We start from the raw sequence: 26,187 nt of genomic DNA on the forward strand, positions 1-26,187 counted from the left end.
GCTCCCCTGCCGTGGTCGCGGGAGTTGACTAGAGTCGAACGAGGTCGCCCAGATCGACAGCCTTCTCCGACAGAGAGCCAGGGACCACCCGATGATCCACGTCCGTCACTCCGCGATCGCAGCCGTGCCCCTCCACGTGGCATTCGCGTACATCGACGACTACCGGACGGTCCCCGACTGGATGTTCGGAGTCTCGGAATTCCGTCCGATCGGCGAATTCGACCAGGGGCTGGAGTCGACATTCGACGCCGCGATACACATCGGCCCGAGCACCCTGCGCTCCCGCCTCGAGGTCACCGAGTGGGTGCAGGACCGGGTCATCACCCTGGCGTCGCTCGACGGCGCCGCCAACTCCTCCACCTGGGAGTTCACCGCGCACGGTGAGGACAAGACCGAGATCAGCGTGGACTTCGCGTACAAACTCCCCGGCGGTCTCACCGGCAGGGCCCTCGGTCTCATCGTCGAACCGTTCGTCGAAACGGCCGTGAAGAACACCGAGGCCACCCTGCGGCACAACCTCGAGGAGCTGTACGCGAAGCGCGCCCGCTAGCGTCCGGGCAGGAACGCCAGCCGTCCGACCGTCGTCCCCTCGCCGAGGCGTCCGATGCCGTCCGCGACGTCGGTGAGCCCGAGTCGCTCGCTGATCATCGGTTTGATCTCGCTGGCCGCCGTCATCCTCGTCAGCTCGTCGTGACACTCCCGGATGGCGGCGGGGTCGTAGGCGTTGTACAGACCCCAGTGCAGCCCGATGATCGAGTAGTTCTTGATCAGCGCGTGGTTCAGCCCGGGTGACGGGATGGTGCCACTCGCGAACCCGATCACGATGATGCGCCCCTCGAACGCGATGCATTTGGTCGACTTCGTGTAGGAGTCGCCGCCCACCGGATCGAACACGACGTCCGCACCGCGGCCGTCCGTGAAGTCCTTCACGGCCTGGACGAAGTCCTCGCTGTGCCGGTCGATGACGAGGTCGGCACCGAGTTCCCGCGTGTAGGCCGCCTTCTCGGGCCCGCCGACGACGCCGATCACCTTGGCGCCTGCCGCCTTGCCCAGTTGCACGGCCGCGCTGCCCACACCACCTGCCGCGGCCTGGACGAGCAGGGTTTCGCCGGGCTGGATCTGCGTTCTGCGGTGCAGCGCAAACCATCCCGTCTGGTACCCGATCGACAGTGCCGACGCTTCGGCGTCGTCGAGGGCCTCCGGGGCGGGGAACGCGGTGGCCGCCGACATGACGGCCAGCTCCGCGAATCCGCCGTTCGGCAGGCTCGGCATGCCGATCACCCGCTCGCCGACGGCGAACCCGGTGACGCCCTCCCCCAGCTCCACCACCTCGCCGCACAGCTCCACACCGGGAGTGAACGGAAGCGGCGGCTTGATCTGGTACTCACCGCGGCACAACAGCACATCCGGGAAGTTGGCGGCCGCGGAGAGCACCTTGACCAGCAACTCTCCGGGCTTCGGCTCGAGGTCGGGGATGTCCTCGAACGTCAGGACGTCCCGCGGCTGACCCAGTTCGTGTACACGCCACGCCTTCATCGATCAGTCCTTCGGTCCACCGGCGACGTAGACAACCTGACCCGACACGAATCCGGCGCCCTCGCTGACGAAGAACGACGCGGTGTGCGCGATGTCCTCGGGCTGCCCGACACGGTTGACGGGGATCTGCGACGCCGCCGCCTTCTTGAAGTCCTCGAAGCCGACACCCACCCGCTCGGCGGTCGCGGCAGTCATCTCCGTCTCGATGAACCCGGGGGCGATCGCGTTTGCGGTGACACCGAACTTGCCGAGTTCGAACGCCAGGGTCTTGGTGAAGCCCTGCATACCCGCCTTCGCGGCGGAGTAGTTGACCTGCCCGCGGTTGCCGAGCGCGGACGTGCTCGACAGGTTCACGATCCGGCCGAACTTGGCGTCCACCATGTGCTTCTGCACGGCCCGCGACATCAGGAACGCGCCACGCAGGTGCACGTTCATCACGGCATCCCAGTCGTCGACGGTCATCTTGAACAGCAGGTTGTCGCGGGTGATTCCGGCGTTGTTGATCAGGATCGTCGGGGCGCCCAGTTCATTCGCCACCCGTTCGACTGCCGCGGCAACGGACGCCTCGTCGGCGACGTTCGCGCCCACGGCCAGGGCTTCGCCGCCCGCGGCCTTGATCGCGTCGACGGTGCCGGCACATGCTGCCTCGTCGAGGTCGAGCACGGCGACGGCGTACCCGTCGCTCGCCAGCCGCTTCGCGACGGCGGCGCCGATGCCCCTGGCGGACCCGGTGACGATGGCGGTTCTACGTTCCTGGCTCACTTGTTTCCTCCATGCTGGTTGTTCTCGGTCTTCGTACGGTATTTGCGCAGTTCGCTTCTCGGTCAGGTCAGGACGGCTGGGCCAGGAGCGTCGCCTGGTAGCGGCGCATGCCCCGGATCCATCGGTCGTAGTCGGCGCCCTTGTGCCGGTACATCTCCAGCACCTCGGGGTGCGGAAGGATCAGGAATTGTTCGGCTTCCATTGCGGCGAGCACGCATTCGGCCACCTCGGCCGGTTCGAGCACCGAACCCGCGGTGGTGACGGCGCGTGCGGCGGTGGCCGACAGGGCGGCGTCGTCGGTGAGCAGTTTGGTGTTGACGCCCATCGGGCACAGGCAGCTGACGCGGACGCCTTTGTCGCCGTAGGTGACCGACAGCCATTCGGCGAATCCGACGGCGGCGTGCTTGGTCACCGAATACGGGGCGGACCCGATCTGAGTGAGCAGCCCGGCGGCCGACGCCGTGCTGACGAAGTACCCCTCCCCGCGCTCGATCCAGCCGGGAACGAGGCGGCGGGCCGCCCGGATGTGCGCTCGGACGTTCACATCGAGGGCGAGGTCCCACACGGCGTCGTCGGGTTCGAGTTGGTCGCCTGCCGCGACACCCGCGTTGGCGAAGTAAAGGTCGACGGGCCCGAAGGCCTGCTCCGCGGCGTCGATGACCGACGCGATCTGAGCGTCGTCGGACGCGTCGGCCTGCACTGCCAGCGCAGCGCCGGGATGCTCGGCGTCGATTCTCCGGACGATCGTTTCCAGCCCGGTGCCGTCGAGGTCGGTGACGACGACCTTGGCACCCTCGGCGGCGAGCCGCTCCGCGAGTGCACTGCCGATTCCACCTCCGCCACCGGTGACGACGGCGACCTTCTGCGCAACCTGCACGAGATTCCTCCCTCGAGGGGACACGGACGTGGCCCCAGTCTTCCACAGAAATCACCTGAACCCGGTGTCGGATTCAGTTTTGTGGACCGAAGTGTCCCATACGCTCACGCCGCCAGCGAGAGCTCAGCTCCGCTCGGGGAACCTCAGTCCGTTCGCCCAGATCCGCGTCGTCGTGAACACGACGTCGTCGAAGTCGACAGGAGTGCCGTCGGTCCCGTTCACGCTGGCCACGAACACGTTGTACGCCAGCCTGCTGACCATCCCCGACAACGCACGCGACGCCAGCATCGGGTCCAGTTCCTTGTCTGCGATGCCCCGCGCCTGCAGCTCGGCGATCCCCCGCGCGTTGCGCGCGATGAACGCGTCGGCCCGCTGACGCCGCAGGTCCGCGAACGCCGGGTCGATGTGCGCCACCTGCTCGAGCAGCCCCATCAGCTTGGCGTTGCGCCGGTAGGCCTCCAGGTAGGCGCGGTTGCTCGCCTCCAGCACCGCGTAGGGGTCGTCGGTGTCCTGCACCCGCTTCATGCCCGGGTGCATCATGTCTTCCTGCGCCACCTCGAGGACGGCGGCGAAGACCTGCTCCTTGTTGTCGAAGTAGGTGTAGAACGACCCCGTCGAGCAGTTCGCTTCCTTCGTGATGTCGGTGAGCCTGGCGTCGAGGTACCCGGACCGCTCGAACACCGTCCGCGCGGCCGCCACCAGCGCCGCGCGCGTGCGTGCACCGCGAGGGGTCGCCGGAGGCTCCCGCAGCAGATCGGTGGCCGCCATCGACGGGGCGGGCTGGTCGTCCCACTCTTCATGGACGGTGCGCGTGGTCATTTCCTACTTATACGCCAGCACCGCAGCCCCGCCCAACCCGGCGCTCAGGTGATGGTGATGCCGCCGTCCACCGCGATCGTCTGACCGGTGACGTACGCCGCGGCGTCCGACGCGAGCCAGACCACGGTCGCGGCCAGCTCCTCCGGGTCACCGAGGCGACCGAGAACCAGACGCGATTTCATCGATTCGAGGTACCCGTCCTGGTACTGGTCCGTCATCTCCGTCTCGAAGAATCCGGGAGCGATCGCATTCACGCGGATGCCCTTGCGGGCACCCCACTGCTGCGCCAGATCGCGGGTCAGACCGATGACCCCGGCCTTGCTCGCGGCATACGCGGCCTGCGGAAGTCCCGCGGTCGTGAGGCCCAGCACGCTCGCGATGTTCACGATCGCGCTGCCCGGCTTCATGACCCTGCCCGCCGCCTGCGCCGCCCAGTAGGAGCCGTTCAGATTGATGTCGACGACCTGCCGGAACTGTTCCGGCGTCTCCCTCGTCGCGGGGACGGCAGTACCGACGCCCGCGTTGTTGACGAGAACGTCGACGCGGCCGAACTTCTCCATCGCCTCGTCGATCATGTTCTGCGCCTGCGCCGGGTCGACGATGTCCGTCGCGACGCACAACGCCTGACGTCCCGCGGCCCGAACCAGTTCCGCGGTCTTCTCCAGACGGTCGGTACGGCGCGCAGCCAGCACCACGTCGGCGCCCGCCTCCGCCGCCGCCTGCGCGAACGCCACCCCGAGGCCCGACGACGCACCGGTCACGACGACCACCCGATCGGTCAAGCTGAACTTGTCGAGAACGGACATACGAAGCGACTCCTTTGTCGTCGGGCTGTGGGGGTGCGGACTCAGAGGCCGAGGTCGCGGCCGATCAGTTCCTTCATAATCTCGTTGGAACCGGCCCAGATCTTGGTGACACGGGCATCCATCCACGCACGCGCGGCACGGTATTCGATCATGAACCCGTAGCCACCGTGCAGCTGTACGCAGTGGTCGAGGACCTCGTTCTGCACCTGAGCAGTCCACCACTTGGCCTTCGCGGCGTCCACTGCCGTCAGCTCGCCGTCGGCATGTGCGGCGACGCAGTTGTCGACGTACGCCTGGGTGACCTCGACACGGGTGACGAGGTCGGCGAGAAGGAACTTGTTCCACTGCAGCGACCCGATGGGCTGCCCGAATGCCTTGCGGTCCTTGGCGTACTGGATCGTCTCCTCGAGAATCGGCGCGGCGTGCGCGATGTTCGAGACGGCGGCGCCGACACGCTCCTGCGGCAGCATCTCCATCATGTGGATGAAACCGCGGTCGATCTCACCGATGATGTTCGTCGACGGCACGCGCACGTTCTCGAAGAACAGTTCGGCGGTGTCGGACTCGTGCTGGCCGACCTTGTCGAGCTTGCGTCCGCGCTCGAAGCCCTCCATGCCCGTCTCGACGGCGAACAGCGTGATGCCCTTGGACTTCTTCTCGGGGCTGGTGCGCGCGGCGACGATCACCAGGTCGGCGTTGTAGCCGTTGGTGATGAACGTCTTGGAACCGTTGATGATCCAGTCGTCGCCGTCCTTGACCGCGGTGGTCTTGAGCGAGGCGAGGTCGGAACCGCCGGAAGGCTCGGTCATGCCGATCGCGGTGAGCAGTTCACCGGTGCAGAACTTGGGCAGCCAGCGCTGCTTCTGCTCCTCGGTCGTGAGCTGCACGAGATACGGCGCGACGACATCGGCGTGAATGCCGAAGCTCGACGACACTGCGGCGCTTGCGCGTGCGAGTTCCTCCCCGAGGACTGCGTTGAACCGGTAGTCGCCGGCCTCGCTTCCGCCGTACGCCTCCGGGACCTCGAGGCCGAGGAAACCGTTGCGGCCCGCCTCGAGCCAGATCTCGCGGTCGATGAAGCGCTGCGCGATGAGCTTGTCTGCCACCGGCAGCAGGTTGCGGTTCACGAACTCCCGGACCGATTCGCGGAATGCCTCGTGATCGGGGCCGTACAGGGTGCGTCGCATGACCGCTCCTTCTGGATGTCGAGCTTTGACTGGTTCACGCTTCGAGCATGTAAGCGTCTGCTTATTTTCTAAGCGCTTGCTTATACTGATGGGGTGACGCGGTATTGTCAACAGCCGCGCAGCCGAGGATGGAGAAAGACATGAGCGAATCACCCAGTCAGGTGATCAGCCCGTCCAAGGCTGCCGCCCGCATCCGAGCTGCAGCCGTCGACGCGTTCGCTACCAGCGGATACGGAGGCACCACCACTCGCGAGATCGCCGCCCGCCTCGACATGAGCCCGGCCGCGATGTACCCGCACTACCGCTCCAAGGAAGAACTGCTCTTCGCGATCAGTTACGAAGGCCACACCGCCGCGCTCGACGTCGTCGTGAGTGCAGACCTCCCAGACGAGGCACCCTCGACGAGACTGCAAGCGCTGATCGGCGCGTTCGCGAGCTGGCAGGCCACCCACCACGCACAGGCCCGCGTCGTCCAGTACGAACTCAACGCCCTCACGCCGGAGCACTACCGCGACGTGGTCAAACTGCGCCGCGACATCACCCACATCGTCCGCTCCGTCGTCGACGCCGGAGCAGCATCCGGCGAATTCACCGTCCCCGACGGCGAAGGCGTCACCCTCGCCCTCATGTCACTGTGCGTCGACATCTGCCGCTGGTTTCCCGCAGGCGCCTACACCGAGCCGGAGACCGTCGCGGACCTCTACGCCGGCCTCGCCATGCGACTGGTCGGGGCAGCGTAGGTATTGCGTTGGGTATTGCCGGGGTCCCGTGGTCGGGTTAAGATAGAACATACGTTCGATTCGGGGGATTCGGCAGTCGCGGGGGGTCGGGGTGGATACAGGGGCGGTAATCGCGTTTCTGGCCGAGGTGCCGAAACTCGATCGGGATATCGACGATGCGACGCGCATCGATGTACTCCGGGCACTGGAAGAGGTGAAGGCCGCATGCGCCGGCGTACAGGCCCGGGTGACCGCAGACCTCGACGCCTCCATCCGAGCCGAACGAGCGGACCGCAATGTGCCGCTGCCGCAGCGCGGGCGCGGCATCGCAAACCAGGTTGCGCTGGCACGACGGGACTCACCATTTCGCGGCGGTCGCCATCTCGGCATGGCGACCGCTCTCGTCCACGAGATGCCCTGCACCTTGGCGCTGCTCGAGCGAGGGCTGCTCAGCGAGTGGCGAGCGACAATCCTCGTCCGCGAAACGGCATGCCTGACCCGAGAAGATCGCACAGCGATCGACTACCTGCTGTGCGGCGACCCGGCAACGTTGGACGGGCTCGGCGACCAGGCGGTGTGCGCGAAAGTTCGCGCGGCAGCCGCGGAAGTCGACGCCGAGGCCGTGGTGCGGCGGGCGCGCAAGGCCGTGTCGGATCGGCGGGTCACCTCCCGTCCCGCACCGGACACCATGGCCTACGTCAGCGCCCTGCTACCCGTCGCGCAGGGGGTCGCGGTGCACGCCACCCTCGCACGTGACGCCGACTCGATCCTCGCCGCGGGCGACGAACGCACGCGGTCGCAGATCATGGCCGACCTCCTCGTGTCCAGAGTCACCGGCACACACCACACGGCGACGACACCGCCGATCACCGTGAACTTGGTGATCTCCGATCGCGCCCTCCTCGACAACGGATCCGAACCAGCCCACGTGCAGGGATACGGGCCTGTCCCCGCCGAACTGGCGGGGCACTGGATTTCCGAGGCAGTCCAGGCAGCGATCGATCCAGACACCGGAGATGCGACGCGGGTGAACCTGCGCCGTCTGTACGCCAACCCACAGTCGGGAGCGCTGACCGCGACCGAATCCCGGGCCCGCTGCTTCCCCGCCGGGTTGGCGAGGCTCATCGATCTACGCGATCGAACCTGCCGGACACCCTGGTGCGATGCCCCGATCCGGCACCACGACCACATCCGACCCCGCGAAAGCGAGGGCCCGACGACCGCGCACAACGGCGCCGGTCTGTGCGCAGCCTGCAACTACGCCAAACAAGGCGCAGGATGGAACGCCACCCCTCATCAGCGGCCCGGAGGACTGCACCACATCGAGGTCTACACCCCCACCGGACACCGGTACCGATCGACAGCACCACCACTACCGAAACCATTGCCATTCCACGAGCTTCAGACCGACTCACCCGTCGAACGCATCCTCATCGAATTCCTCAACGCAGCCTGAACATTGCAGCGCTGCGCACCAGACCGAATGACACACCCGTGCGGTAGCATCTCCGCACGCGGCCGAGGGGGTCCTGTCGAGCACTGGGGGGATGGGAATGAGCAAAACACTGCGTCTGGAAGATGACGCCATCCAACGATGCGTGGGCATCTGCAACACGATGATCGACCAGCTTGATGACGCTCTCAAGAAGTCCAGAGCACTAAGCAACGTCACTGGCTTCGGCAGTTTCGACTCTGCGATTCAGCTGCAATCTCGCTATGAGGAGAAACTGAATGGTGGCAACGGGTCCGGCTCAGTAGTTGAGCGACTTGACCAGTTTCGGAAAGTTATCGAAGTAATGCGCGACACGTTCATAACGGGTGGCGAAGAATTCGCAGATGCCGATAGCGCGATTAGTCGAGCTCTAGGCGCAATGGAGGGGGAAGTCAGTCGATGAGCCGTGTCATCGTGCGTACGGGGGCGGTATTGGCCGTCGCGTTCCTAGCGGGGTGCGGGTCGCAGACTGCGGATGGCCAATCGAGTCCCGACAGTGCATCCACCCCGACTTCTGCACGTACACCGCGCCACGTCGATCAATCTGATCGCCCACCAGTCTCGTTCGATCCCTGCCTCGATCTGCCTGATGACACTCTCGTCGCGGCTGGATACGACCCTACGAGCGAAACAAACGCTGACTTCACACCCGATTCTTATACCTTCCTTGGATGCAGTTACGACACACAGCAGCGCCTCTACGGCTTGAATATTCTGTCGGGAAATATCGCATTCGCCGAGGAGAGGGAGAAAACCAAGGGATACTCAACCCCGACCGAAATCAACGGACGGCCTGCGCTTCTCAAATGGGAAACCAACAAACCAAACGCGTGCGCACTGTCGATCGAAACCCCTTATGGGGTGCTTATTCTTGACCGGAGCGTTTTCCAGGGTCACGGGGTTGATGCACCGGAGGCCGAATGGTGTGCGGGACTGGAAGAGACAGCCCGCACCTTTGAGCCGTTCATCCCGAAGGGGGACTGACCGATGGCACCGAAGGACCCGCTCGCTCCCCTTTTCGATGCAGTACTGCCGAATGGCGCCGGCGATCAGCACCGCACACGGTTGCAGAGGTCCGCGCAGCAACTCGGGTCAGAGGACATCGATCCGCCGTACATCACGACGATGGAGAGCTTCGAAGGCTGGCAGCATTCGGAGATCTATGCGAAGACGCAGGATTTGGATCCGAGTGTCATCGGGGATCTTGCTCAGGCTTGCCACGCGATCGTCGGCTCGCTGCCCATTGGCTTCGGGTTCGCACTTCTGAAGAACACGATTGCCGAAAAGTGGGAGGGCGCCGCCGCCGACGCGGCGCTCGCGGCAACAGAAACCCTTGCGGGCGTGAGTGACCAGTTGACCTCGGGAGTGCAGGCGATTGGCGTGAAGCTCGACATTCTCAGTAGCGCTGCGCAGGATGTGAAGAACAGCATCCCCGCGCCGACGTCGGAACAACCCCTCAGCCTTCTCCCTCTGACGCCCACTGCCGCCGAAGCTCAGGAAGCAGCGCGGGATGCGGCGAGGGAAGAGGCCATTCGGAAGCTGCAGAACATCTATGTCCCGAACTACCGGGACGTGGGTACCAACGTTCCGGTCCTCCCGGCACCGCATTCACTCAGCGGCGGGCCCGGTTCGACCGATCCGAATCTCACTGCGCCTACCTCGGGCGGCCCCAGTTCTTGGAACACATCCGACAGCAGTACCTTCTCCGCGCCGAGCGATGGCGATGCGTCTGTGAATGGTGAGACCCCTGGGGCCGAGGGTTCCGCGGAGGATGATGCCGCGACCACGTCTGCAGCGAATGCCGAGGCTGCCGCCAATCAGGGCGCCGGTGCCGGTGCCGGATCCGGTTCGGCCGCACAGACTGCGGCTGCGAATGCGCAGAACGCTGCTGGTGCAGGTTCGCAGTCGGGCAACGGCACGGGCGGCACGGGCTATGGCGGGATCGCCGGTGGTTCGGGGTCCGGTGCATCCGGCGCCGGCGGATCGGGTGTCGGGGGTTCGGCGTCGAGCACGCGCCGGAAGAACGACAAACGCGAGTCCGAGTCCAACTCGGGTGGTGTGGTTCCGGGTGGCCCGATCCCGTCGGGTGGTGCGGCGGCGGGTGCAGGGGCGGCGGCCGCTGCCGCGGCGGCGACGCCGGTGAAACCGAGCATGAGTCGCCCCGGGATGGGTATGGCACCCGGCATGATGGGTGCGCCCGGCCGGGCAGGCGGAAACGGCGAGGGCGACACGGAGCATCAGACGCCGAGCTACCTCATCACCGTCGACAACGGCAACGACCTGATCGGTAAACTCGACCCCGTCGCACCGCCGGTGATCGGCGCATGAACTGGCGGCTGACGTCAGCTCAATTCATGTGCCTTTGGGAGGCAACCGATCTCGACCGGATGCCGTACCCGCTGAAGTACCGGTCCGCCGCGGCGACGGAAGACCAGTACGCGATCCAGCAACGCGAACTCGAGCAGTGGCGGTTCGCGCTCGACGAACCGAAACTGGTCGCCGCGATCCAGGTGCTCCGGAACCCGCAGGTGTCCGTCACGGTGCTCGCCCCCTCCCCCGAACTCGACTCCGGGATCCGGCGGAGGGGCAGCATCCGTGGCCGGGTCGCCGTCGTCGCCGAACAGCTCCGCGACGAACCGGGACGCGGCGACATCCGGATCGACGCGGGCGTGGAGAGCGACGCGGGCGTGGAGAGCGTCGACGAGTTCACCGCCCGACTCCTGGACGACCTGCCCGACTGCGCTCCCGGACGAACCCCGTCGCTGACCGCGCACCCCGACGACCTCCAGAGCCGAAGCGCCACGACGTCCGTCCTGCAGAACGCCCGGGCCTCCGACGGCACTCTGCTCCGACGGATCGTCGGCCGACCGCGAACCGGGATCGGTTACATCTGCATCCGTGGTGCGCGCAGCGGACTCGACGAGCCCGTTCTGGGTGAACTGACCTGGATCGACGTGGAACAGGACGGCCGGTACCTCTATCACCAGGACGACCGTGTTCACCTGCGGTCGGCGACGGTCCGGGTGGTTCGCGACGAGTTGTCGAAACGCGTGTCTGCGGCCCTTGCCAACCCTTCGCCGACCCGCGGCTGAGCGTTACCCTTGTCCCATGACCGATCGGGACAGGGACGGGACGGGGAAGCCGCTCAACGCACGCCCCCGCGACGAGCTTGGCCGGCCCCTGCCTCACGACGCCGAGGGTGTGCCGCGCATCCCCGACGACCTGCGGTTACCGCCCGACGAGGCGATCACCGAGGCTCAGCGGCTACTCGACCACGGCATGCCGTTCCACGCCCACGAAATCCTCGAAGGCACGTGGAAGATCGCACCCGAGGACGAGCGGGAACTGTGGCAGGGGCTCGCGCAGCTCGCTGTGGGTCTCACCCACCTGATGCGGGGCAACAAGACCGGTGCGCGGTCGCTGCTGCGCCAGGGCCACGACCGGATCCGGCATTACGAGGTGGAGGCGCCACACGGCCTCGACATCGCCGGCCTCCTGACGTGGTCGGAACACCTGACGGACGAGATCGATCGCGTCGACCCGTTGCCGGCGACGCCCGTACCCCGATTGAGAATCCCCTGATGACTCTGCTCCCCATGTTCCCGCTGGGCTCGACGATGTTGCCCGGTCAGCAGCTCCCCCTCCACGTCTTCGAACCCCGCTATCAGGAACTGGTCCGCGACTGCCTGGACGCACCGGACGGTCCGCGATTCGGGGTCGTGCTCATTGCTCGCGGCAACGAGGTGGGTGGCGGCGACGTGCGCCACGACGTGGGCACGATCGCGCGGATCGAATCCCACGCGTCGATCGGCGACGGCCGGTACGAGTTGTTCTGCCGCACCGAGGAACGCATCAAGGTGTCGAAGTGGTTGCCGGACAACCCGTATCCGATCGCCGAGGTGGATGTGTGGCCGGACGAGAACTCCGGCACCCAGACGGCGGATTACGAATTCCCGTCGCTGATCGAGAGACTCGAATTCCTGTACGGCCTCCTCCGACGTCTCGCGACGGAGACCGGGAACGTCCCGCCCGACGTTCCGGTCATCGGCGGGTTCCGCGGGTCCCTCGGCACGAGGCTGTACGAGATCGCCACGTACATTCCGATGGGCGACGCCGACCGCCTGCAGATTCTCGCTGCGGCCGGCGCGGACGAGCGCTTGCGGGAGGTTTCCGAGGCGATCGAGAACGCCATCGAAATGGTCCAGTTCCGGTTGATGTGACCTAGCCCTCCCCGGGGTTGGTCAAGAGCACTCCGGGAAGGGTGTAGTGTTGTCAATGCAACGCGGGGTGGAGCAGCTCGGTAGCTCGCTGGGCTCATAACCCAGAGGTCGCAGGTTCAAATCCTGTCCCCGCTACCAAGTGGAAACGGCTCCGGAGATTCAATTCTCCGGGGCCGTTTTCGTTGTCCCCACATCCTCCAGGACTAGAACGTATTCTCGTACGTGAGGCCTCAGGAGGGACCGTGAAGCTCGCCGACGTCGATCTCTACAACCCGGACACCTTCGTGCAGGGCGTGCCCCACGAGATGTTCGCCACGTTGCGGCGCGAGGCTCCGGTCTACCGGCACCTCGACGAGCGCGGCGACCCCTTCTGGTGCGTCACCCGGCATGCGGACATCGTGACCGTGAACCGGGACGCCGAGACGTATTCGTCGTGGCGGGGCGCCACCTACATCGACGACCTTGCCCCCGACGACCTGGCGGGCCAGCAGTTGATGATGCTGAACATGGACCCACCGGACCACACGGCGCTGCGGAAGATTGTCAGCAAGGGCTTCACGCCCCGCCGCATCGGCCAGCTGCACGACATTCTCGCGCAGCGCGCCACGAGCATCGTCGACGCGGTGATCGAGCGTGGCGAGTGCGACTTCGTCGTCGACGTCGCGTCCGAACTGCCGCTGCAGGCGATCGCCGACTTCCTCGGCGTGCCCCAGGAGGACCGCAAGCTCATCTTCGACCTGACGAATCAGATGATCGGCTCGTCCGATCCCGAATTCCACCTCGCGGAAGGTCAGGAACGCGCGGCGGCCGGACAGATGTTCGCCTACAGCCTCGAGATGTTCGAGGACCGCAAGCGGCACCCGCGCGACGACATTGCGACAGCTCTCATCCAGGCCGACGTCCACGGCGAGAAGCTCGGCGAACTCGATTTCAACATGTTCTTCATGCTGCTCGCGGTCGCGGGAAACGAGACCACCCGCAACGCCATCTCGCACACCCAGCTGGCGCTGATGGAGCATCCCGAGGAGCGCCGGAAGGTGCTCGAGGATCCGTCGAAGCTCGACGCCCTGATCGAGGAGGGGTTGCGGTGGGCCACACCGGTCATGCAGTTCCGCCGGACCGCGACCAGGGACACTGTGCTGCACGACGTCGAGATCTCCGAGGGCGAGCGGGTGGTCATCTGGCACATGTCGGGGAACCGTGACGAGGCGGTGTTCGACGATCCGTACACGTTCGACATCGACCGTCCCACCGGCCACTACTCGCAGCACATCGCGTTCGGCGGCGGCGGTCACCATTTCTGTCTCGGCGCCAACCTCGCTCGCGCCGAGATGAAGGTGATGCTGAGTGAGATTCTGCGTCGGATGCCCGACATGGAGCAGACGGCGCCTGCCCAGCGGCTGCGCTCCAACTTCATCAACGGACTGAAGCATCTGCCGGTGACGTTCACGCCGTCGTCCCTCTGAGCATCGAGCGGAGCGCTGACTTTTCTGACAGCCTGGTCGGGTGAGCAACGTCGACGCAGTGGTCATCGGATCCGGTCCCAACGGGCTCGTCGCGGCCGCGACTCTCGCCGATGCAGGCTGGGACGTCGCGGTCGTGGAGGCGCAGCCGACGCCCGGCGGCGCGGTGAGGTCGGCCGAACTCGTCCCAGGCTTCACGTCGGACCTGTTCAGCGCGTTCTATCCCCTGTCGACCGTGTCCCCCGCGCTGCGCGGGCTGGACCTCGAGTCGCACGGGTTGCGCTGGAGTCACGCGCCCCGCGCGGTCGGGCACGCCCGCTCCGCTGCAGACGAGGACGCGCCGGTGATTCATCCCGACCCGGCCGACACGGCCGCCGACCTCGAACGCAGGCAACCCGGCGACGGCGTCGCGTGGACGGCGCTGGTCGAGCAGTGGCACCACATCAAGGAACCGCTGCTGAGCATCCTGTTCAGCCCGTTCCCTCCCGTGCGGGGCCCGAGCGCCCTGCTGCGCCGGCTGGGCACCGCCGAGTCGCTGAGGGTGGCGCGATTCCTCCTCCTTCCTGCGCGGCGGATGGCGCACGAACTGTTCCGCGACGAGGCGGCACGACTGCTGTTGCTGGGCAACGCGATGCACGCCGACACCCCTCCGGACGCACCGGGCAGCGGCGTCATGGGGTACATCCTGACGATGCTCGCCCAGGACGGTGGGTACCCCGTCCCGGTGGGCGGCGCGGGCGAGTTGTCGGCCGCGATGGTACGCCGGGCCGAGCACGCGGGCGCGCATTTCCACTACGGCGACGCGGTGACTGGGATCGAGGTTCGGTCCGGTCGCGCCGTCGGCGTGCGGACGGCGTCGGGTGCCCGCTACACGGCACGCCGGGCGGTGATCGCCGACGTCTCGGCGCCCGCGCTGTACGGGTCGCTGCTGCCGGACCATGCCGTCCCCGCCCGGGTGCGTGCCGATCTCGACCATTTCGAGTGGGACACGCCGGTGCTGAAGGTCAATTACGCCTTGTCACAGAAGATTCCGTGGCGTTCGCCCAGCCTGAGCGGTGCGGGGACCGTCCACCTCGGCGCCGACGACAACGGCCTCGTCCGGTGGATGGCCGACCTGACCACCGGCACCGTCCCGGCCCGCCCGTTCCTGCTGTTCGGGCAGATGACGACCGCCGATCCCAGCAGGTCACCGGAGGGCACCGAAAGCGCCTGGGCGTACACGCATCTACCGCGCGACATCATCGACAACGCGTCTGCCGACCTGCTGGCGGCGCGGGTCGACGACGTCCTCGAGGCACACGCACCCGGTTTCGCGGATCGGGTCGTCGGGCGCGTCGTCCAGCGCCCGTCGGATCTCGAGGCGGCCGACGCGAATCTCGTGGGCGGCGCCGTCAACGGGGGGACGGCGCAACTCCATCAGCAACTGGTCTTCCGGCCCGGGCCGGGCATCTCCCGCTCGGAAACCCCGGTTCAGCGCCTGTACCTGGGCAGCGCCTCGGCGCACCCGGGCGGCGGTGTGCACGGGGTGTCGGGCTTGAACGCCGCCCGCGCCGCGCTCGGCGAGGACGGGCCGCGTGGATGGCTGCGGCGACGCACCTCCCGAGCCGTGATCGACCTGTTGTCGAAGGGACCGATCCCCTAATTTTCCGCTTGTCGGGGTACCTCACCGTGCAATGATCTGAGTCGTCGAATTCGGACCACGAAGGGGCATCATGCAGCATCGAGAATCGTCCTTCGCCGGCGTCGGCGGAATTCCCATCGTCTACGACGTGTGGCTTCCCGAGCGGCGCCCGCGCGGCGTGCTGGTGCTGTGCCACGGCTTCGGCGAACACGCCCGGCGCTACGACCACGTGATCGAGCGACTCGGCGAACTCGATCTGGCGATCTACGCGCCCGACCACCGCGGACACGGGCGGTCGGGCGGCAAACGGGTCCATCTGAAGGACTGGCGCGAATTCACCGACGACCTGCACCAGCTGTTCGGCATCGCGTCGACGGACTGGCCGGGCACCGACCGGTTCCTCCTCGGGCACAGTATGGGCGGTTCCATCGCACTGACGTACGCCCTCGACCACCAGCAGGACCTGAAGGCACTCATGCTGTCCGGACCCGCGGTCGACGTGACGAGCGGGACACCGCGCGTGGTGGTCGAGATCGGCAAGCTGGTGGGCCGCTTCCTCCCCGGCGTGCCCGTCGAATCACTCGACGCGAAGCTGGTGTCCCGCGATCCGGCGGTCGTGGCGGCCTACGAGGAGGATCCCCTCGTCCACCACGGGAAGGTGCCTGCGGGGATTGCGCGCGGAATGATTCTGGCTGCCGAGCATTTGCCGGAGCGCCTGCCGTCGTTGAAGGTTCCCCTGCTGCTCCAGCACGGGCGGGACGACGGGCTCGCGAGCGTGCACGGCACGGAACTCATCGCGGAGTACGCCGGTTCGGAGGATCTCACGGTGGAGATCTACGAAAACCTGTTCCACGAGGTGTTCAACGAACCGGAGAACGAGGAGGTACTCGACGATCTCGTCGAGTGGTTGCGGCCACGCGTTCGGGCCTGACTCCGCCGGGGGGTTCTGCACCCCCGGACGCGGGATGCCAGGATGGGCTGATGAAACGTCACGTCACCGCCACTCTCGACATCGAGGTCACCGACCCCACCAGTCTCGAATTCAAGATCGCGGTGGCCCGGACCCCCGGTTCGGATTTGTCGGAGTCGCTGACGTTCACCCTCGACGGTAACCCGGTCGAGGCACGAGAGATGGTGGCGGAGCACGGAACTCGCGTCCACCTGCTGGACAGTCCACGCGGCTCGCTGCACGTCGAGTACTCGGCTTCGGTTCTGGGCAAGGCCGATTCGCCTCCCGTCACCGACTACGACCTGTCGAAGTATCTGCGCCCGAGCCGATATGCCGAGGCGGACAAGTTCTTCGGTTTCACCGGCGGGGAGTTCAACCTGTCGAAGCCGCACCCGGAACTGCTGCAGGACATCACCACGTGGGTGGGGTCGCGGCTGCTGTACCAGGCGGGGTCGAGCAGATCCACCGACAGTGCCGTCGACACGATGCTGTCCGGGGCCGGGGTGTGCCGTGACTTCGCCCACCTCACGGTCGCGCTCTTGCGGGCCGTCACCATCCCGGCGCGGCTGGCGGCGGTGTATGCGCCGGGCTGCGATCCGATGGACTTCCACGCCGTCGTCGAGGCGTTCGTCGATTCCGAGTGGCGGGTGGTCGACGCCACCCGGCTGGCCCCGCGTTCGGCACTGCTGCGGATCGCGACGGGGCGCGACGCCGCGGACACCGCGTTCCTGGACAATCACGGCGGGGCGATCACACTCGAGAACACGGTGGTGACCGCCGTCGTCGACGGCGAGTTCCCGTCCGACGACTATGCGACACCCACCTCGTTGACGTGACGAATCAGGTTGCTTCCGAAAGCCTTTCGGTGAGTACACCCAGCTGAATCTTCTTGGCGTCGGCGTGTACCTCGCGGCCGGCGTCGGTGACGTCGACGAAGACGCCGCGCCGGTCCGCCTCGCACAGCGCTCTGGCGACCAGGCCCGCCTTCTCCAGCCGGGCAACGCTCCGGGACAGCGCACTGGGGCTGAGGTACATCTCGGCCGCCAGGTCCTGCATCCGTGGCCGGTCGCAGGCGGTGTCCATCAGTCGGTCGAGTGTCTCGAAATCGCTCATGCTCAGGCCGTGCGCGTGTTGCATCTCACGATCCAACTCGCAGGCGATCGAGTTGTATCGGCTCGCGAGCAGCCGCCACGTGCCGCGCAGGTCCGCTTCTGAGCTCATGGTCCGCACCCTAGCGCGCGCACGAAAAACGTGCAAGCGAATTAAATGCAAACGAAATTAGTGCTTGCGCATTGATTGCACGTGCATCTACATTCTCCCTGTGACTATCAGCGACGCCACCCCGGACCTCGCCACCTCGCCGGGCGCCACCACCGCCCCGTCGACCGACCAGGCCTGGACTCCCCGCCTCTGGGGCGTCCTGGCCGTGCTGTGCCTCGTGATGTTCCTCGACGGTCTCGACGTCTCGATGGTGGGTGTTGCACTGCCCTCCATCGGAACCGAACTCGGGCTGTCGACCACCTCGCTGCAATGGATCATCAACGGATACGTCCTCGGATTCGGTGGTCTGCTGCTGCTGGGCGGACGCACCGCCGATCTCCTCGGACGCCGCCGCGTCTTCCTGATCGCGCTGACCGTGTTCGCGATCGCGTCCCTGGTCGGCGGACTCGTCGACAACGGCACGCTGCTCATCACGAGCCGCTTCGTGAAGGGACTCGCCGCCGCGTTCACCGCGCCGACCGCGATGTCGATCCTCACCACCACGTTCAAGGAGGGTCCCGCCCGTAACCGGGCGCTGTCGATCTTCTCCGTCTTCGGAGCCAGCGGCTATTCGTCCGGACTGATCCTGGGCGGGCTGCTGACCAGCGCCGGGTGGCGCTGGACGTTCCTGATGCCGGTGCCGTTCGCGGTGCTCGCCCTGGTCGCAGGCGCCGCCCTGATCCCCCGCGACCGAGCCGCCGACACCGGCGGACACGACATCGTCGGAGCCGCCACGCTGGTGTCGGGCATGCTGCTCGCCGTCTACACCGTCGTGTCGGCGCCGGCTCGCGGCTGGGCCGATCCGCTCACGCTGGGCTCGTTCGCACTGGCCGCTGCCCTGTTGGCGTCGTTCTTCGTCGTGGAGAACCGGGTCGCGCACCCGCTCGTGCGGCTGAGCATTCTGCGGGTCGGTTCGATCGTGCGGGCGAACCTCAGCATCGTCGCGCTGTTCGGCTCCTACCTGAGCTTCCAGTTCATGATGACGATCTTCCTGCAGTCGGTGCTCGGATGGTCGCCGCTGGAGATGGCGCTGGGTCTTCTCCCCGCGGGCATCATCGTGGCCTTCGGGTCGCCGTTCGTGGGCCGTCTGATCGACGCGTTCGGCACCGCCCGCATGATCATCGCGGCACTCACGTCGCTGAGCCTCGGCTACCTGTGGTTCCTCTTCGCCGGGAGCGATCAGCCCGACTACACGATCGCGATCCTGCCGAGCGTGGTGCTGCTGGGTGTCGGTTTCGCGCTGGGCTTCACGTCGATCATGGCCCAGGCCACGTCGGGTGTCGACGACTCCGAGCAGGGGTTGGCGTCGGGGCTCGTGCAGACGTCCGCACAGGTCGGTGCCGCGCTCGTGCTGGCGCTGACCACCGCGCTCGTCACCGCAGGCTCGCACACCGCCACCGGCATCAGCGGCGCCGGGTTCCACCAGTTCCACTCCGGCCTCGTGCTCGTCACGGGTGTCGCCCTGCTGGGACTGCTGATCACGGTGTCACCGCTGCTGCGCAGGGTGCTCAACCCCGCATAGTCCGCGGACGGCGGAACGGGTGGGCACAGGCCCACCCGTTCTGCCGTTCAGGCCGAGTGCCGCTTCGGCTCCGTGAGTGCGCGGGACGCGAAGTCGACGGTGAGCCCGATGATCGTGCGGCTTTCCCGCAGCACCTTGCCGATCACCGGGAACGCGTGGATCTGTCCACTCCAGATGTGGGTCTCGATCTGCCGTCCCTCTCGATCGAACCGGTCGGTGATGATTTCGACGTCGGGCCGCATGATCTCGTACTCGGCGGCGGTGAGGAAGACCGGTGGGAACAGTGCGGGATCCGCGTTCACGGGCGACTGGGCACCGGGAATCTGGTCGGGCCCGGCCAGCCAGCGGTCCTTCAGCTTGGCCACCTGCGACATCGGCAGGTACGCGTCGCGCTTCATGAAATCGGGGTCGTGATCCTCGAGGTCGAGGTTGAGCAGCGGCGAGTATCCGATGACGGCCGCCGGCCGGGTGATGCCCCGCAACGCGGCGACTTCGGCGACCTTCATCGCGAGGTACCCGCCCGCCGAGTCCCCCGCGACGATCACCCTGCTGGGGTCGTCGCAGACCTTCAGCATCTCGGTGTATGCGGTCATGGCGTCCACCAGCGACGCCCCGATCGCCCCCTTGGGAAGCTGCCGGTACTCGACCGAGACGACGGGCGCACCCGAACGCGCGGCGAGCAGACCGCACAGCGCCCGGTGGGTGGCGAGCCCGCAGAACACGAATCCGCCGCCGTGGAAGTAGAGGATGGTGGCGCCGTCCATCGAGGTGACGGTGGGTCGCGGGTGGGTGATCTTCTCGCACGGCACCCCGCCGAGCGAGATCGCCTCGATGTCGAGCCCCTTCGGCTTGGGTAGCCGGTCGATGAGTTCGTCGAGAGCCGCGAGTAGTTCGATGCCGCGGTCCGTCGTCGGCCATATCGTGAACAGCGGTTTGACGAAAGCCCTGGCGAACCAGAACGTCATGCGCGCCCGCCGACTGACATCCCAGTGCCACACGATCGATTCACGCGTTCGCATACTGCCCTCCGTTGTATCGGACGCTTGTCCAGCTAACTGGACACCCTAGGGCGATCCGGGGAGAAACACACCCATATCCCCCGAGACCACACGCCACGGTAAGTCGAAGCCGCCCGTTACCGAGCGACTTCGACTGAATTTCCGTCCGATTACCGGAAGTTCACCGGCCGAGCCGCTGCTCCAGTCGAGCGATGATCTCGGTCGCCACCTGCGTCGGCGATCCGCCCACGTCCACCACGATGGCGTCCTCGTCGGGCTCGATCGGCTCGAGCGTCGAAATCTGCGTGTCCAGCAACGACGGGGGCATGAAGTGGTCGAGCCGGGCGGTCAGCCGTTCGCCGATCTGCGCCCGCGACCCGGCGAGATGCACGAACACGACGTTGTCTCCGCGCAGGACGTCGCGGTAGCTGCGCTTGAGCGCGGAGCAGGTGATGACCCCGGGAAGACCGTTGTCGGTGTGGTCCCGGATCCACCCGGCGACGAGATCGAGCCACGGCCAGCGGTCCTCGTCGGTCAGCGGCTGCCCCGACGCCATCTTCGCGACATTCGCCGGAGGATGCAGCGCGTCGCCCTCCTGCAGGTCCCAGCCCATCGCGCCGGCGATGATTCCCGCGACCGTCGACTTCCCGGACCCGGACACGCCCATCAGCACCAGGACGGGATCCGCGGTCTGCGGCGTGCGTCCTACCGGTTCGCGCGTACTCACGTGCATCTCACCAACCTCACTCGACATTCTCGACCCCCTTTAGATGAACACGCTCAGCGCGAGGACACCGGCCAGACCGGTGACGGAGATGATGCACTCCATCACCGTCCACGTCTTCAGGTTCTGTACCACCGTGACGCCGAGGTATTCCTTCACCAGCCAGAATCCCGCGTCGTTGACGTGCGACAGGAACAGCGAGCCGGAGCCGATCGCCAGCACCATCAGCGAGACGTGCGTGGACGTCAGCTCGGCAGCGACGGGCGCGAGGATGCCGGACGCGGTGACGGTCGCGACGGTGGCCGATCCGGTGGCGACACGGATCAGCACGGCCACGAGCCAGGCGAGGAACAGGACGGGGAGGGCGCTGCCCTTGATCGCTTCGGCGATCACGTCGGCGATGCCGGTGTCGATCAGGACCTGCTTGAATCCGCCACCCGCACCGACGATGAGGAGGATTCCGGCGATCGGCGGCAGCGAGCTCTCCAGCGACGCCGCGATGGCGTTGCGATCCATGCCACCGCCCCGGCCGAGGAGCAGCATTCCGGCGAGCACCGCGAGCCCGAGGGCCACGACCGGCGTTCCGAGGAAGTCGAGCAGTGCCTTCGCGGGCGACTCCGAGCCGGCGGCGACGACGTCGGCAATGGCCTTGCCCAGCATCAGGACGACCGGGAGCAGGATGGCGGAGAGGGTGGCCGCGAAGCTGGGGCGGCGACGCTCGGCGGCGGCCTCGGCACCTTCCCGGTCTTCGACGGTCACGTAGAGCTCGGGGACGGGGACGTCCACCCAGCGGGCCGCCAGCTTGCTGAACAGCGGTCCGGCGACGATGACGGTGGGAATCGCGACGACAACGCCGAGCGCGAGGGTGAGTCCGAGGTTCGCGTTGAGCGCCGCCACCGCGACCAGCGGCCCGGGGTGGGGCGGAACGAGACCGTGCATCGCCGACAGGCCTGCCAGGGTGGGAATCGCGATGCGCATCAGCGACAGCCCCGAACGGCGCGCGACGAGAATGATGACCGGCATCAGCAGCACGAGGCCGATCTCGAAGAACATCGGCAGGCCGATCACCGCGCCGACCAGTGCCATCATCCAGGGCAGCGTCCGCGGTCCGGCGCGCCCGACGAGGGTGTCGACGACGCGGTCGGCGCCACCCGAATCGGCGAGCAGCTTGCCGAACATGGCACCGAAGCCGATCAGGATTCCGACACTCCCCATCGTGGCGCCGAAGCCCTCGACGAACGATTTCACCGAGTCCGTGGCGCCGAGACCTGCGCCGATGCCGACACCGACGGCGCCGATCGACAGTGCGAGGAACGGGTGGAGTTTGAGCCAGGTGATCAGCGCGATGATGGCGGCGACGCCGACGACGGCGGCCGTGATCAGCTGCGCGTCGGTGCCGGCGCTGTCGGCCGCTGCGAGTAGTGACGCGGTACTCATTCTGTTGCTCCAGGGAGATCGGTATTGGAATGGCCGTTGTTCGTGACTCAGGTCACTCTGCCTTATAAACCATATGATTTCAAGGTGAAATCCGAATAAGTACTACTTAGAGTCTGAAGAGCGCGCCAACGTGTGTTCAATGGGGGCAACCGTGGGACCATCGGCGGATGACCAACGCAGAGGGCGCCGAGTACCGGCAATTGCACGAAACGGTGCTCGATCGGCTCGGCGGCGACATCGTGGCCGGAGCCCTGGCACCCGGCACCCGCATTTCCGCCGACGACGTGGTCACCCAGTACTCCGTCTCCCGCACCGTCGTCCGCGAGGTGGTTCGGGTTCTCGAATCCCTCGGACTTCTGGCGGTCCGCCGTCGCGTCGGGATCACCGTGCTGAGCGAGGAGCACTGGAATTCACTGGACCCGAGCGTGATCCGCTGGAAACTCGCCGGACCGCAGCGGTTCGACCAGCTGTCGAGCCTGAGCGAACTGCGGTCGGGTATCGAACCGCTCGCCGCGCGTCTCGCGGCGACCCGGGCGACGCCGGAGCAGTGCGGGGCGCTGACGGCGGCCGTCATCGGAATGTCGTCGACGTCCCGCGCGGCGGACACGGATGCGTACCTGGCCCACGATTCCGACTTTCACCGCACACTGCTGACCGCGTCGGGCAATCCCCTGCTGCGTGCGATGTCGCAGATCGTCGTGGAGGTGCTCGAGGGCCGCACCCGGCACTCGCTGATGCCGCACGTCGCGGAGACCGAGGCGATCCGCCTGCACGGCGTGGTGGCGTCGTCCATCCAGATGGGCGACGCGGATGCGGCGGAGGCGGCCATGCGCGCGATCGTGAGCGAATCCGCGACGGCCGTCGAGCAGATGAAGGACGACGAAGACACCCGCGAGTGAGATCCTCGCGGGCGTCTTCGTCGTGGCGGGAAAGGCCTACACGATCGAATCGGAGTGCATGGCTTCGAGTTCCACGCCCTTCGTCTCCTTGACCCAGCGCAGCACGAAAACGAGCGACAGCACCGCGCAGACGGCGTAGAAGCCGTACGAGATTCCGAGCGAGAAGTCCTTCATGGACGGGAACGTCACGGTGATCAGCCAGTTCGCCGCCCACTGGGCACCCGCGGCGAGCGACAGCGCGGCGGCCCGGATGCGGTTGGGGAACGCCTCACCGAGCAGGACCCACACGACCGGGCCCCAGGACATTCCGAACGCGACCACGAACAGGTTGGCGGCGACGAGCGCGATCGGCCCCTGCAGCCCGGTCAACTGCGGCGTCGTGACACCGTTCACGACCGTGGTGGAGGCGGTTCCGAAGATGAACGCCATGGTCGCGAGCGTGACGGCCATGCCGGCGGAGCCGATGATGAGCAGCGGCCGGCGGCCCACCCGGTCGATGTAGGCGATGGCGATGAGTGTGGTGGCGATGTTGACCACCGACGTGATGACCGTGATCTTCAGGGAACTGCCCTCGTCGAAGCCGACGGCCTGCCACAGGACGCTCGAGTAGTAGAAGATCACGTTGATACCGACGAACTGCTGGAAGACGGAGAGTCCGATACCGATCCACACGATCGGCATCAGGCCGAACGCGGAGCCCTTCAGGTCGCGGATCGACGGCTGCGTCTCGCGGGCCAGCGTCGAACGGATGCTCTCGATCTTGAGGTCGAGGCCCTTCTCGCCGAGCAGGACCGCGAGGATGCCGCGGGCCTCGGCGATGCGCCCCTGAGCGATCAGGTAGCGGGGGGATTCGGGAATCGTCAGTGACAGCAGACCGTAGGCCAGCGCGGGCACACACATCGCGAGGAACATCCACCGCCACGCCTCGAGCCCGAACCACAGTTCTTCCTGCGACCCGCCGGCGAGCGCGGCGAGGGCGTAGTCGACCAGGAGCGAGACGAAGATGCCGGTGACGATCGCGAGTTGCTGCAGCGACCCGAGACGTCCACGCACCCGGGCGGGCGAGATCTCAGCGATGTAGGCGGGTGCGATGACCGAGGCCAGACCCACACCGATGCCGCCGACGATCCTGAACGTCACCAGCATCTCGACGTTGGCCGCGAATCCGGTGCCGATGGCGCTCAGCAGGAACATCACCGCGGCGGCCCGCATCGTGACGAGGCGTCCGTACCGGTCGGCGATCCGCCCGGCCAGCATCGCTCCCGCCGCGGCACCGAGCAGCGCCGAGGCGATCGCGAAGCCGAGGAGAGCGGACTCGACCTGGAACTTGCCCTCGATCGCCGACACGGCGCCGTTGATCACTGCGCTGTCGTAGCCGAACAGCAGGCCGCCGAGTGCGGCGACGACCGCGAACCGGACGGGAACCGAAGTGCCCTCTGCGGTGTCGCCGGGCGATTCCGCGCCGGGCAACAGGACGTTTTCAGTCATGGGACTCCTCGTGAGCAAGGGGTGATCGAGACTCGGATCGGGCCGAGGCCTGCGCAGAGTGCGCAGTCGTTGTGGTGTGGAACACAGTAGGCAACGAAACCACGAATCGTCAAGACATGAACATAGGAAGGCGTGTTTGTCCGATTTATATTCACCAATGAACACGAGGGACGCGAAGAACGCAGGGCTCGCGCCCTGACCGGAGCGGGAATTCAGCGGCGAACAGTCAGGCGGGAAGCGCGGATCGCAGACCCAGGGCGACGGCGCCGAGCACCTGAGCGCGGGGGCCGAGTTCGGCGACGCGGATGTCCAGGGAGCGGACCGCGCTGGGCACCGCGTAGCGGCCGACGACCTCACGCATCGGCCCGAGGAGCAGTTCGCCGGCCAGTGCGAGTTCGCCGCCGATGACGAGTCGTTCGGGATTGACGAGATTGCACAGGCTCGCTGCCGCGACGCCGACGTGGCGCCCGGTGTCGGCGAGCACCCGGATGCAGGCGGCGTCGCCGCGCTCGGCCATCGCGACGATGTCGGCGATGCTCAGATCGGGACCGCGACTCGGGGCGAGCAGCCCGATCACGACGTGCGAGGCGACGAGAGTCTCGAGGCAGCCGCGGTTGCCGCAGCGGCACACCTGCCCGAACTCGTCGAGGGTCAGGTGGCCGATTTCGCCTGCGGTGCCGCCTCTTCCGCGGTACAGCCGGCCGTCGAGGACGAGGCCGGCACCCACGCCGTCGGACAGTTTGATGTAGGCGAGGTCGGTGGTGCCGCGGCCGGCTCCCCACATGTGTTCGGCGAGCACACCGAGGTTCGCGTCGTTGTCGACGTGCACGGCGGTGCCGAGATACTCCGACGCGATGGCGGCCGCGTCGACACCGACCCAGCCGGGGAGGATGGACGGGCCGCCGACCTCGCCGGTGTCGGTCTCGAGCGGTGCGGGCAGACCCATGCCGACCGCGAGGACGGACGTGCGGTCGCAGCCGAGTCGGTCGAGGGCCGCGTCGAGAAGGGCGCCCGCCTGCACCACGCCGTCCTCCGCGCGGTGACCCGCACCGAGTTCGACGCGTTCCTCGGCGAGCACCTGGTGTGCCATGTCGGCGACGGCCACGGTGAGATGGCGGTGCCCGAAGTCGATCCCGACCGCGAGGCCCATCCGGCGGGTCAGCCGCACCGCCCGGCCGCGCTGGCCGGGGTGGTCGCCGCCCGGCACGGCGACCATCCCGGCCGCGGTCAATTCCTTGACCATGTTGGAGACGGTTGCGGGGGCCAATCCGGTGCGACGCGCGATCTCCGCCTGGGTGAGCTCACCCGACGTCTGGAGCGCGCGGACCACACGGTGCTGGTTGGCGGATTTCAGCGAGGACTGAGAACCCGGCCGCTGGGAATCACCGTTGTCACTGTCGCGCACGAT

General features: G+C 67.0%; 27 protein-coding genes and 1 tRNA gene. 16 read left to right on the forward strand and 12 right to left on the reverse strand.

All coding sequences use genetic code 11. From position 1 onward, the window contains the following. Positions 1-91: 91 nt before the first annotated feature. Positions 92-550: an SRPBCC family protein gene (locus tag JWS14_RS12180; protein WP_072947722.1), complete on the forward strand. Its 459-nt coding sequence runs from the start codon at positions 92-94 to the stop codon at positions 548-550. Here JWS14_RS12180 and JWS14_RS12185 read toward each other — a convergent pair. The 6 genes from JWS14_RS12185 to JWS14_RS12210 form a co-directional block, all read right to left on the reverse strand. Continuing rightward, positions 547-1,536: an NADPH:quinone oxidoreductase family protein gene (locus JWS14_RS12185; RefSeq protein WP_206013286.1), complete on the reverse strand. Its 990-nt coding sequence runs from the start codon at positions 1,534-1,536 to the stop codon at positions 547-549. The two genes, JWS14_RS12180 and JWS14_RS12185, sit on opposite strands and share 4 nt — an antisense overlap. 3 nt (positions 1,537-1,539) lie before the next feature. Beyond that, on the reverse strand, positions 1,540-2,298 hold the full coding sequence (gene fabG, locus JWS14_RS12190) for a 3-oxoacyl-ACP reductase FabG (protein WP_206013288.1): 759 nt from the start codon (positions 2,296-2,298) through the stop codon (positions 1,540-1,542). 67 nt (positions 2,299-2,365) lie between these two features. Next, positions 2,366-3,175 carry an SDR family oxidoreductase gene (locus tag JWS14_RS12195; RefSeq protein ID WP_095862392.1) on the reverse strand — a complete coding sequence of 270 codons (810 nt, stop codon included), beginning with the start codon at positions 3,173-3,175 and terminating at the stop codon, positions 2,366-2,368. 123 nt (positions 3,176-3,298) lie between these two features. Then, positions 3,299-3,994, reverse strand: a complete 696-nt coding sequence (locus JWS14_RS12200; protein ID WP_005569496.1) for a TetR/AcrR family transcriptional regulator — start codon at positions 3,992-3,994, stop codon at positions 3,299-3,301. 44 nt (positions 3,995-4,038) lie between these two features. After that, positions 4,039-4,800 (reverse strand): SDR family NAD(P)-dependent oxidoreductase, encoded by a 762-nt coding sequence (locus JWS14_RS12205; protein WP_095862391.1) that lies wholly within the window; start codon positions 4,798-4,800, stop codon positions 4,039-4,041. 41 nt (positions 4,801-4,841) lie between these two features. Further along, positions 4,842-5,987: an acyl-CoA dehydrogenase family protein gene (locus JWS14_RS12210; protein ID WP_206013290.1), complete on the reverse strand. Its 1,146-nt coding sequence runs from the start codon at positions 5,985-5,987 to the stop codon at positions 4,842-4,844. Positions 5,988-6,127: 140 nt separating this feature from the next. Between JWS14_RS12210 and JWS14_RS12215 the strand changes: the two genes are divergently transcribed. The 13 genes from JWS14_RS12215 (at position 6,128) to JWS14_RS12275 (ending at position 17,287) form a co-directional block, all read left to right on the forward strand. Further along, positions 6,128-6,727 carry a TetR/AcrR family transcriptional regulator gene (locus JWS14_RS12215; protein ID WP_206013292.1) on the forward strand — a complete coding sequence of 200 codons (600 nt, stop codon included), beginning with the start codon at positions 6,128-6,130 and terminating at the stop codon, positions 6,725-6,727. Between the two features lie 91 nt (positions 6,728-6,818). Continuing rightward, on the forward strand, positions 6,819-8,162 hold the full coding sequence (locus JWS14_RS12220; protein WP_206013293.1) for an HNH endonuclease signature motif containing protein: 1,344 nt from the start codon (positions 6,819-6,821) through the stop codon (positions 8,160-8,162). A gap of 97 nt (positions 8,163-8,259) precedes the next feature. Continuing rightward, positions 8,260-8,601: a hypothetical protein gene (locus tag JWS14_RS12225; protein ID WP_338051154.1), complete on the forward strand. Its 342-nt coding sequence runs from the start codon at positions 8,260-8,262 to the stop codon at positions 8,599-8,601. Further along, a complete protein-coding gene (locus tag JWS14_RS12230) occupies positions 8,598-9,182 on the forward strand; it encodes a DUF3558 domain-containing protein (protein WP_206013297.1) in 585 nt (194 codons plus the stop codon). Before JWS14_RS12225 ends, JWS14_RS12230 begins: the two co-directional genes overlap by 4 nt. 141 nt (positions 9,183-9,323) lie before the next feature. Further along, positions 9,324-10,526: a hypothetical protein gene (locus tag JWS14_RS12235; protein WP_241031325.1), complete on the forward strand. Its 1,203-nt coding sequence runs from the start codon at positions 9,324-9,326 to the stop codon at positions 10,524-10,526. Beyond that, positions 10,523-11,290, forward strand: a complete 768-nt coding sequence (locus tag JWS14_RS12240; RefSeq protein WP_206013301.1) for an ESX secretion-associated protein EspG — start codon at positions 10,523-10,525, stop codon at positions 11,288-11,290. The genes JWS14_RS12235 and JWS14_RS12240 overlap by 4 nt, the downstream gene beginning before the upstream one ends. Before the next feature lie 16 nt (positions 11,291-11,306). Further along, the gene (locus JWS14_RS12245) at positions 11,307-11,780 is read left to right on the forward strand and encodes a DUF309 domain-containing protein (protein WP_007297214.1); all 474 of its coding nucleotides are present in this window, start codon (positions 11,307-11,309) and stop codon (positions 11,778-11,780) included. Beyond that, positions 11,780-12,418 (forward strand): LON peptidase substrate-binding domain-containing protein, encoded by a 639-nt coding sequence (locus JWS14_RS12250; RefSeq protein ID WP_072947689.1) that lies wholly within the window; start codon positions 11,780-11,782, stop codon positions 12,416-12,418. The genes JWS14_RS12245 and JWS14_RS12250 overlap by 1 nt, the downstream gene beginning before the upstream one ends. 61 nt (positions 12,419-12,479) lie before the next feature. Further along, positions 12,480-12,556: transfer RNA gene (locus JWS14_RS12255), tRNA-Met, on the forward strand. A gap of 104 nt (positions 12,557-12,660) precedes the next feature. Beyond that, complete coding sequence (locus tag JWS14_RS12260; protein WP_206013302.1) at positions 12,661-13,884, forward strand: cytochrome P450; 1,224 nt, start codon at positions 12,661-12,663, stop codon at positions 13,882-13,884. A gap of 40 nt (positions 13,885-13,924) precedes the next feature. Then, complete coding sequence (locus JWS14_RS12265; RefSeq protein WP_072947683.1) at positions 13,925-15,523, forward strand: phytoene desaturase family protein; 1,599 nt, start codon at positions 13,925-13,927, stop codon at positions 15,521-15,523. 70 nt (positions 15,524-15,593) lie between these two features. Beyond that, positions 15,594-16,433: an alpha/beta hydrolase gene (locus JWS14_RS12270; protein WP_072947680.1), complete on the forward strand. Its 840-nt coding sequence runs from the start codon at positions 15,594-15,596 to the stop codon at positions 16,431-16,433. 50 nt (positions 16,434-16,483) lie between these two features. Next, a complete protein-coding gene (locus JWS14_RS12275) occupies positions 16,484-17,287 on the forward strand; it encodes a transglutaminase-like domain-containing protein (protein ID WP_095862386.1) in 804 nt (267 codons plus the stop codon). Positions 17,288-17,291: 4 nt separating this feature from the next. Here the strand turns inward: JWS14_RS12275 and JWS14_RS12280 are convergent, their stop codons facing one another. Next, complete coding sequence (locus JWS14_RS12280; protein ID WP_206013304.1) at positions 17,292-17,672, reverse strand: MarR family winged helix-turn-helix transcriptional regulator; 381 nt, start codon at positions 17,670-17,672, stop codon at positions 17,292-17,294. Positions 17,673-17,736: 64 nt separating this feature from the next. On the opposite strand from JWS14_RS12280, the gene JWS14_RS12285 reads away from it, so the two are divergent. Continuing rightward, complete coding sequence (locus JWS14_RS12285) at positions 17,737-19,233, forward strand: MFS transporter (RefSeq protein ID WP_206013306.1); 1,497 nt, start codon at positions 17,737-17,739, stop codon at positions 19,231-19,233. Between the two features lie 47 nt (positions 19,234-19,280). Here JWS14_RS12285 and JWS14_RS12290 read toward each other — a convergent pair whose 3' ends face one another. From JWS14_RS12290 to JWS14_RS12300, 3 genes are all read right to left on the reverse strand, one after another. After that, the gene (locus JWS14_RS12290) at positions 19,281-20,252 is read right to left on the reverse strand and encodes an alpha/beta hydrolase (protein ID WP_206013308.1); all 972 of its coding nucleotides are present in this window, start codon (positions 20,250-20,252) and stop codon (positions 19,281-19,283) included. Between the two features lie 160 nt (positions 20,253-20,412). Continuing rightward, entirely contained in the window at positions 20,413-20,964 is a 552-nt protein-coding gene (locus JWS14_RS12295; RefSeq protein WP_072947669.1) for a gluconokinase, read from the reverse strand. A 33-nt stretch (positions 20,965-20,997) separates the two neighbouring features. Then, positions 20,998-22,392, reverse strand: a complete 1,395-nt coding sequence (locus JWS14_RS12300) for a GntP family permease (RefSeq protein ID WP_072947666.1) — start codon at positions 22,390-22,392, stop codon at positions 20,998-21,000. Positions 22,393-22,559: 167 nt separating this feature from the next. Here JWS14_RS12300 and JWS14_RS12305 point away from each other — a divergent pair, with 167 nt between their 5' ends. Beyond that, positions 22,560-23,291 (forward strand): FadR/GntR family transcriptional regulator, encoded by a 732-nt coding sequence (locus JWS14_RS12305; protein WP_072947664.1) that lies wholly within the window; start codon positions 22,560-22,562, stop codon positions 23,289-23,291. Between the two features lie 36 nt (positions 23,292-23,327). On the opposite strand, the gene JWS14_RS12310 is transcribed toward JWS14_RS12305, so the two are convergent. Together JWS14_RS12310 and JWS14_RS12315 are read right to left on the reverse strand one after the other, a co-directional pair. Further along, a complete protein-coding gene (locus tag JWS14_RS12310; RefSeq protein ID WP_072947662.1) occupies positions 23,328-24,779 on the reverse strand; it encodes a sugar porter family MFS transporter in 1,452 nt (483 codons plus the stop codon). Positions 24,780-25,005: 226 nt separating this feature from the next. Then, positions 25,006-26,184, reverse strand: coding sequence for an ROK family transcriptional regulator (locus JWS14_RS12315; RefSeq protein WP_074933891.1), 1,179 nt, complete (start codon positions 26,182-26,184; stop codon positions 25,006-25,008). Positions 26,185-26,187 lie beyond the last annotated feature (3 nt).

This window comes from Rhodococcus koreensis (genome assembly GCF_017068375.1).
Classification (GTDB): domain Bacteria; phylum Actinomycetota; class Actinomycetes; order Mycobacteriales; family Mycobacteriaceae; genus Rhodococcus_F; species Rhodococcus_F koreensis.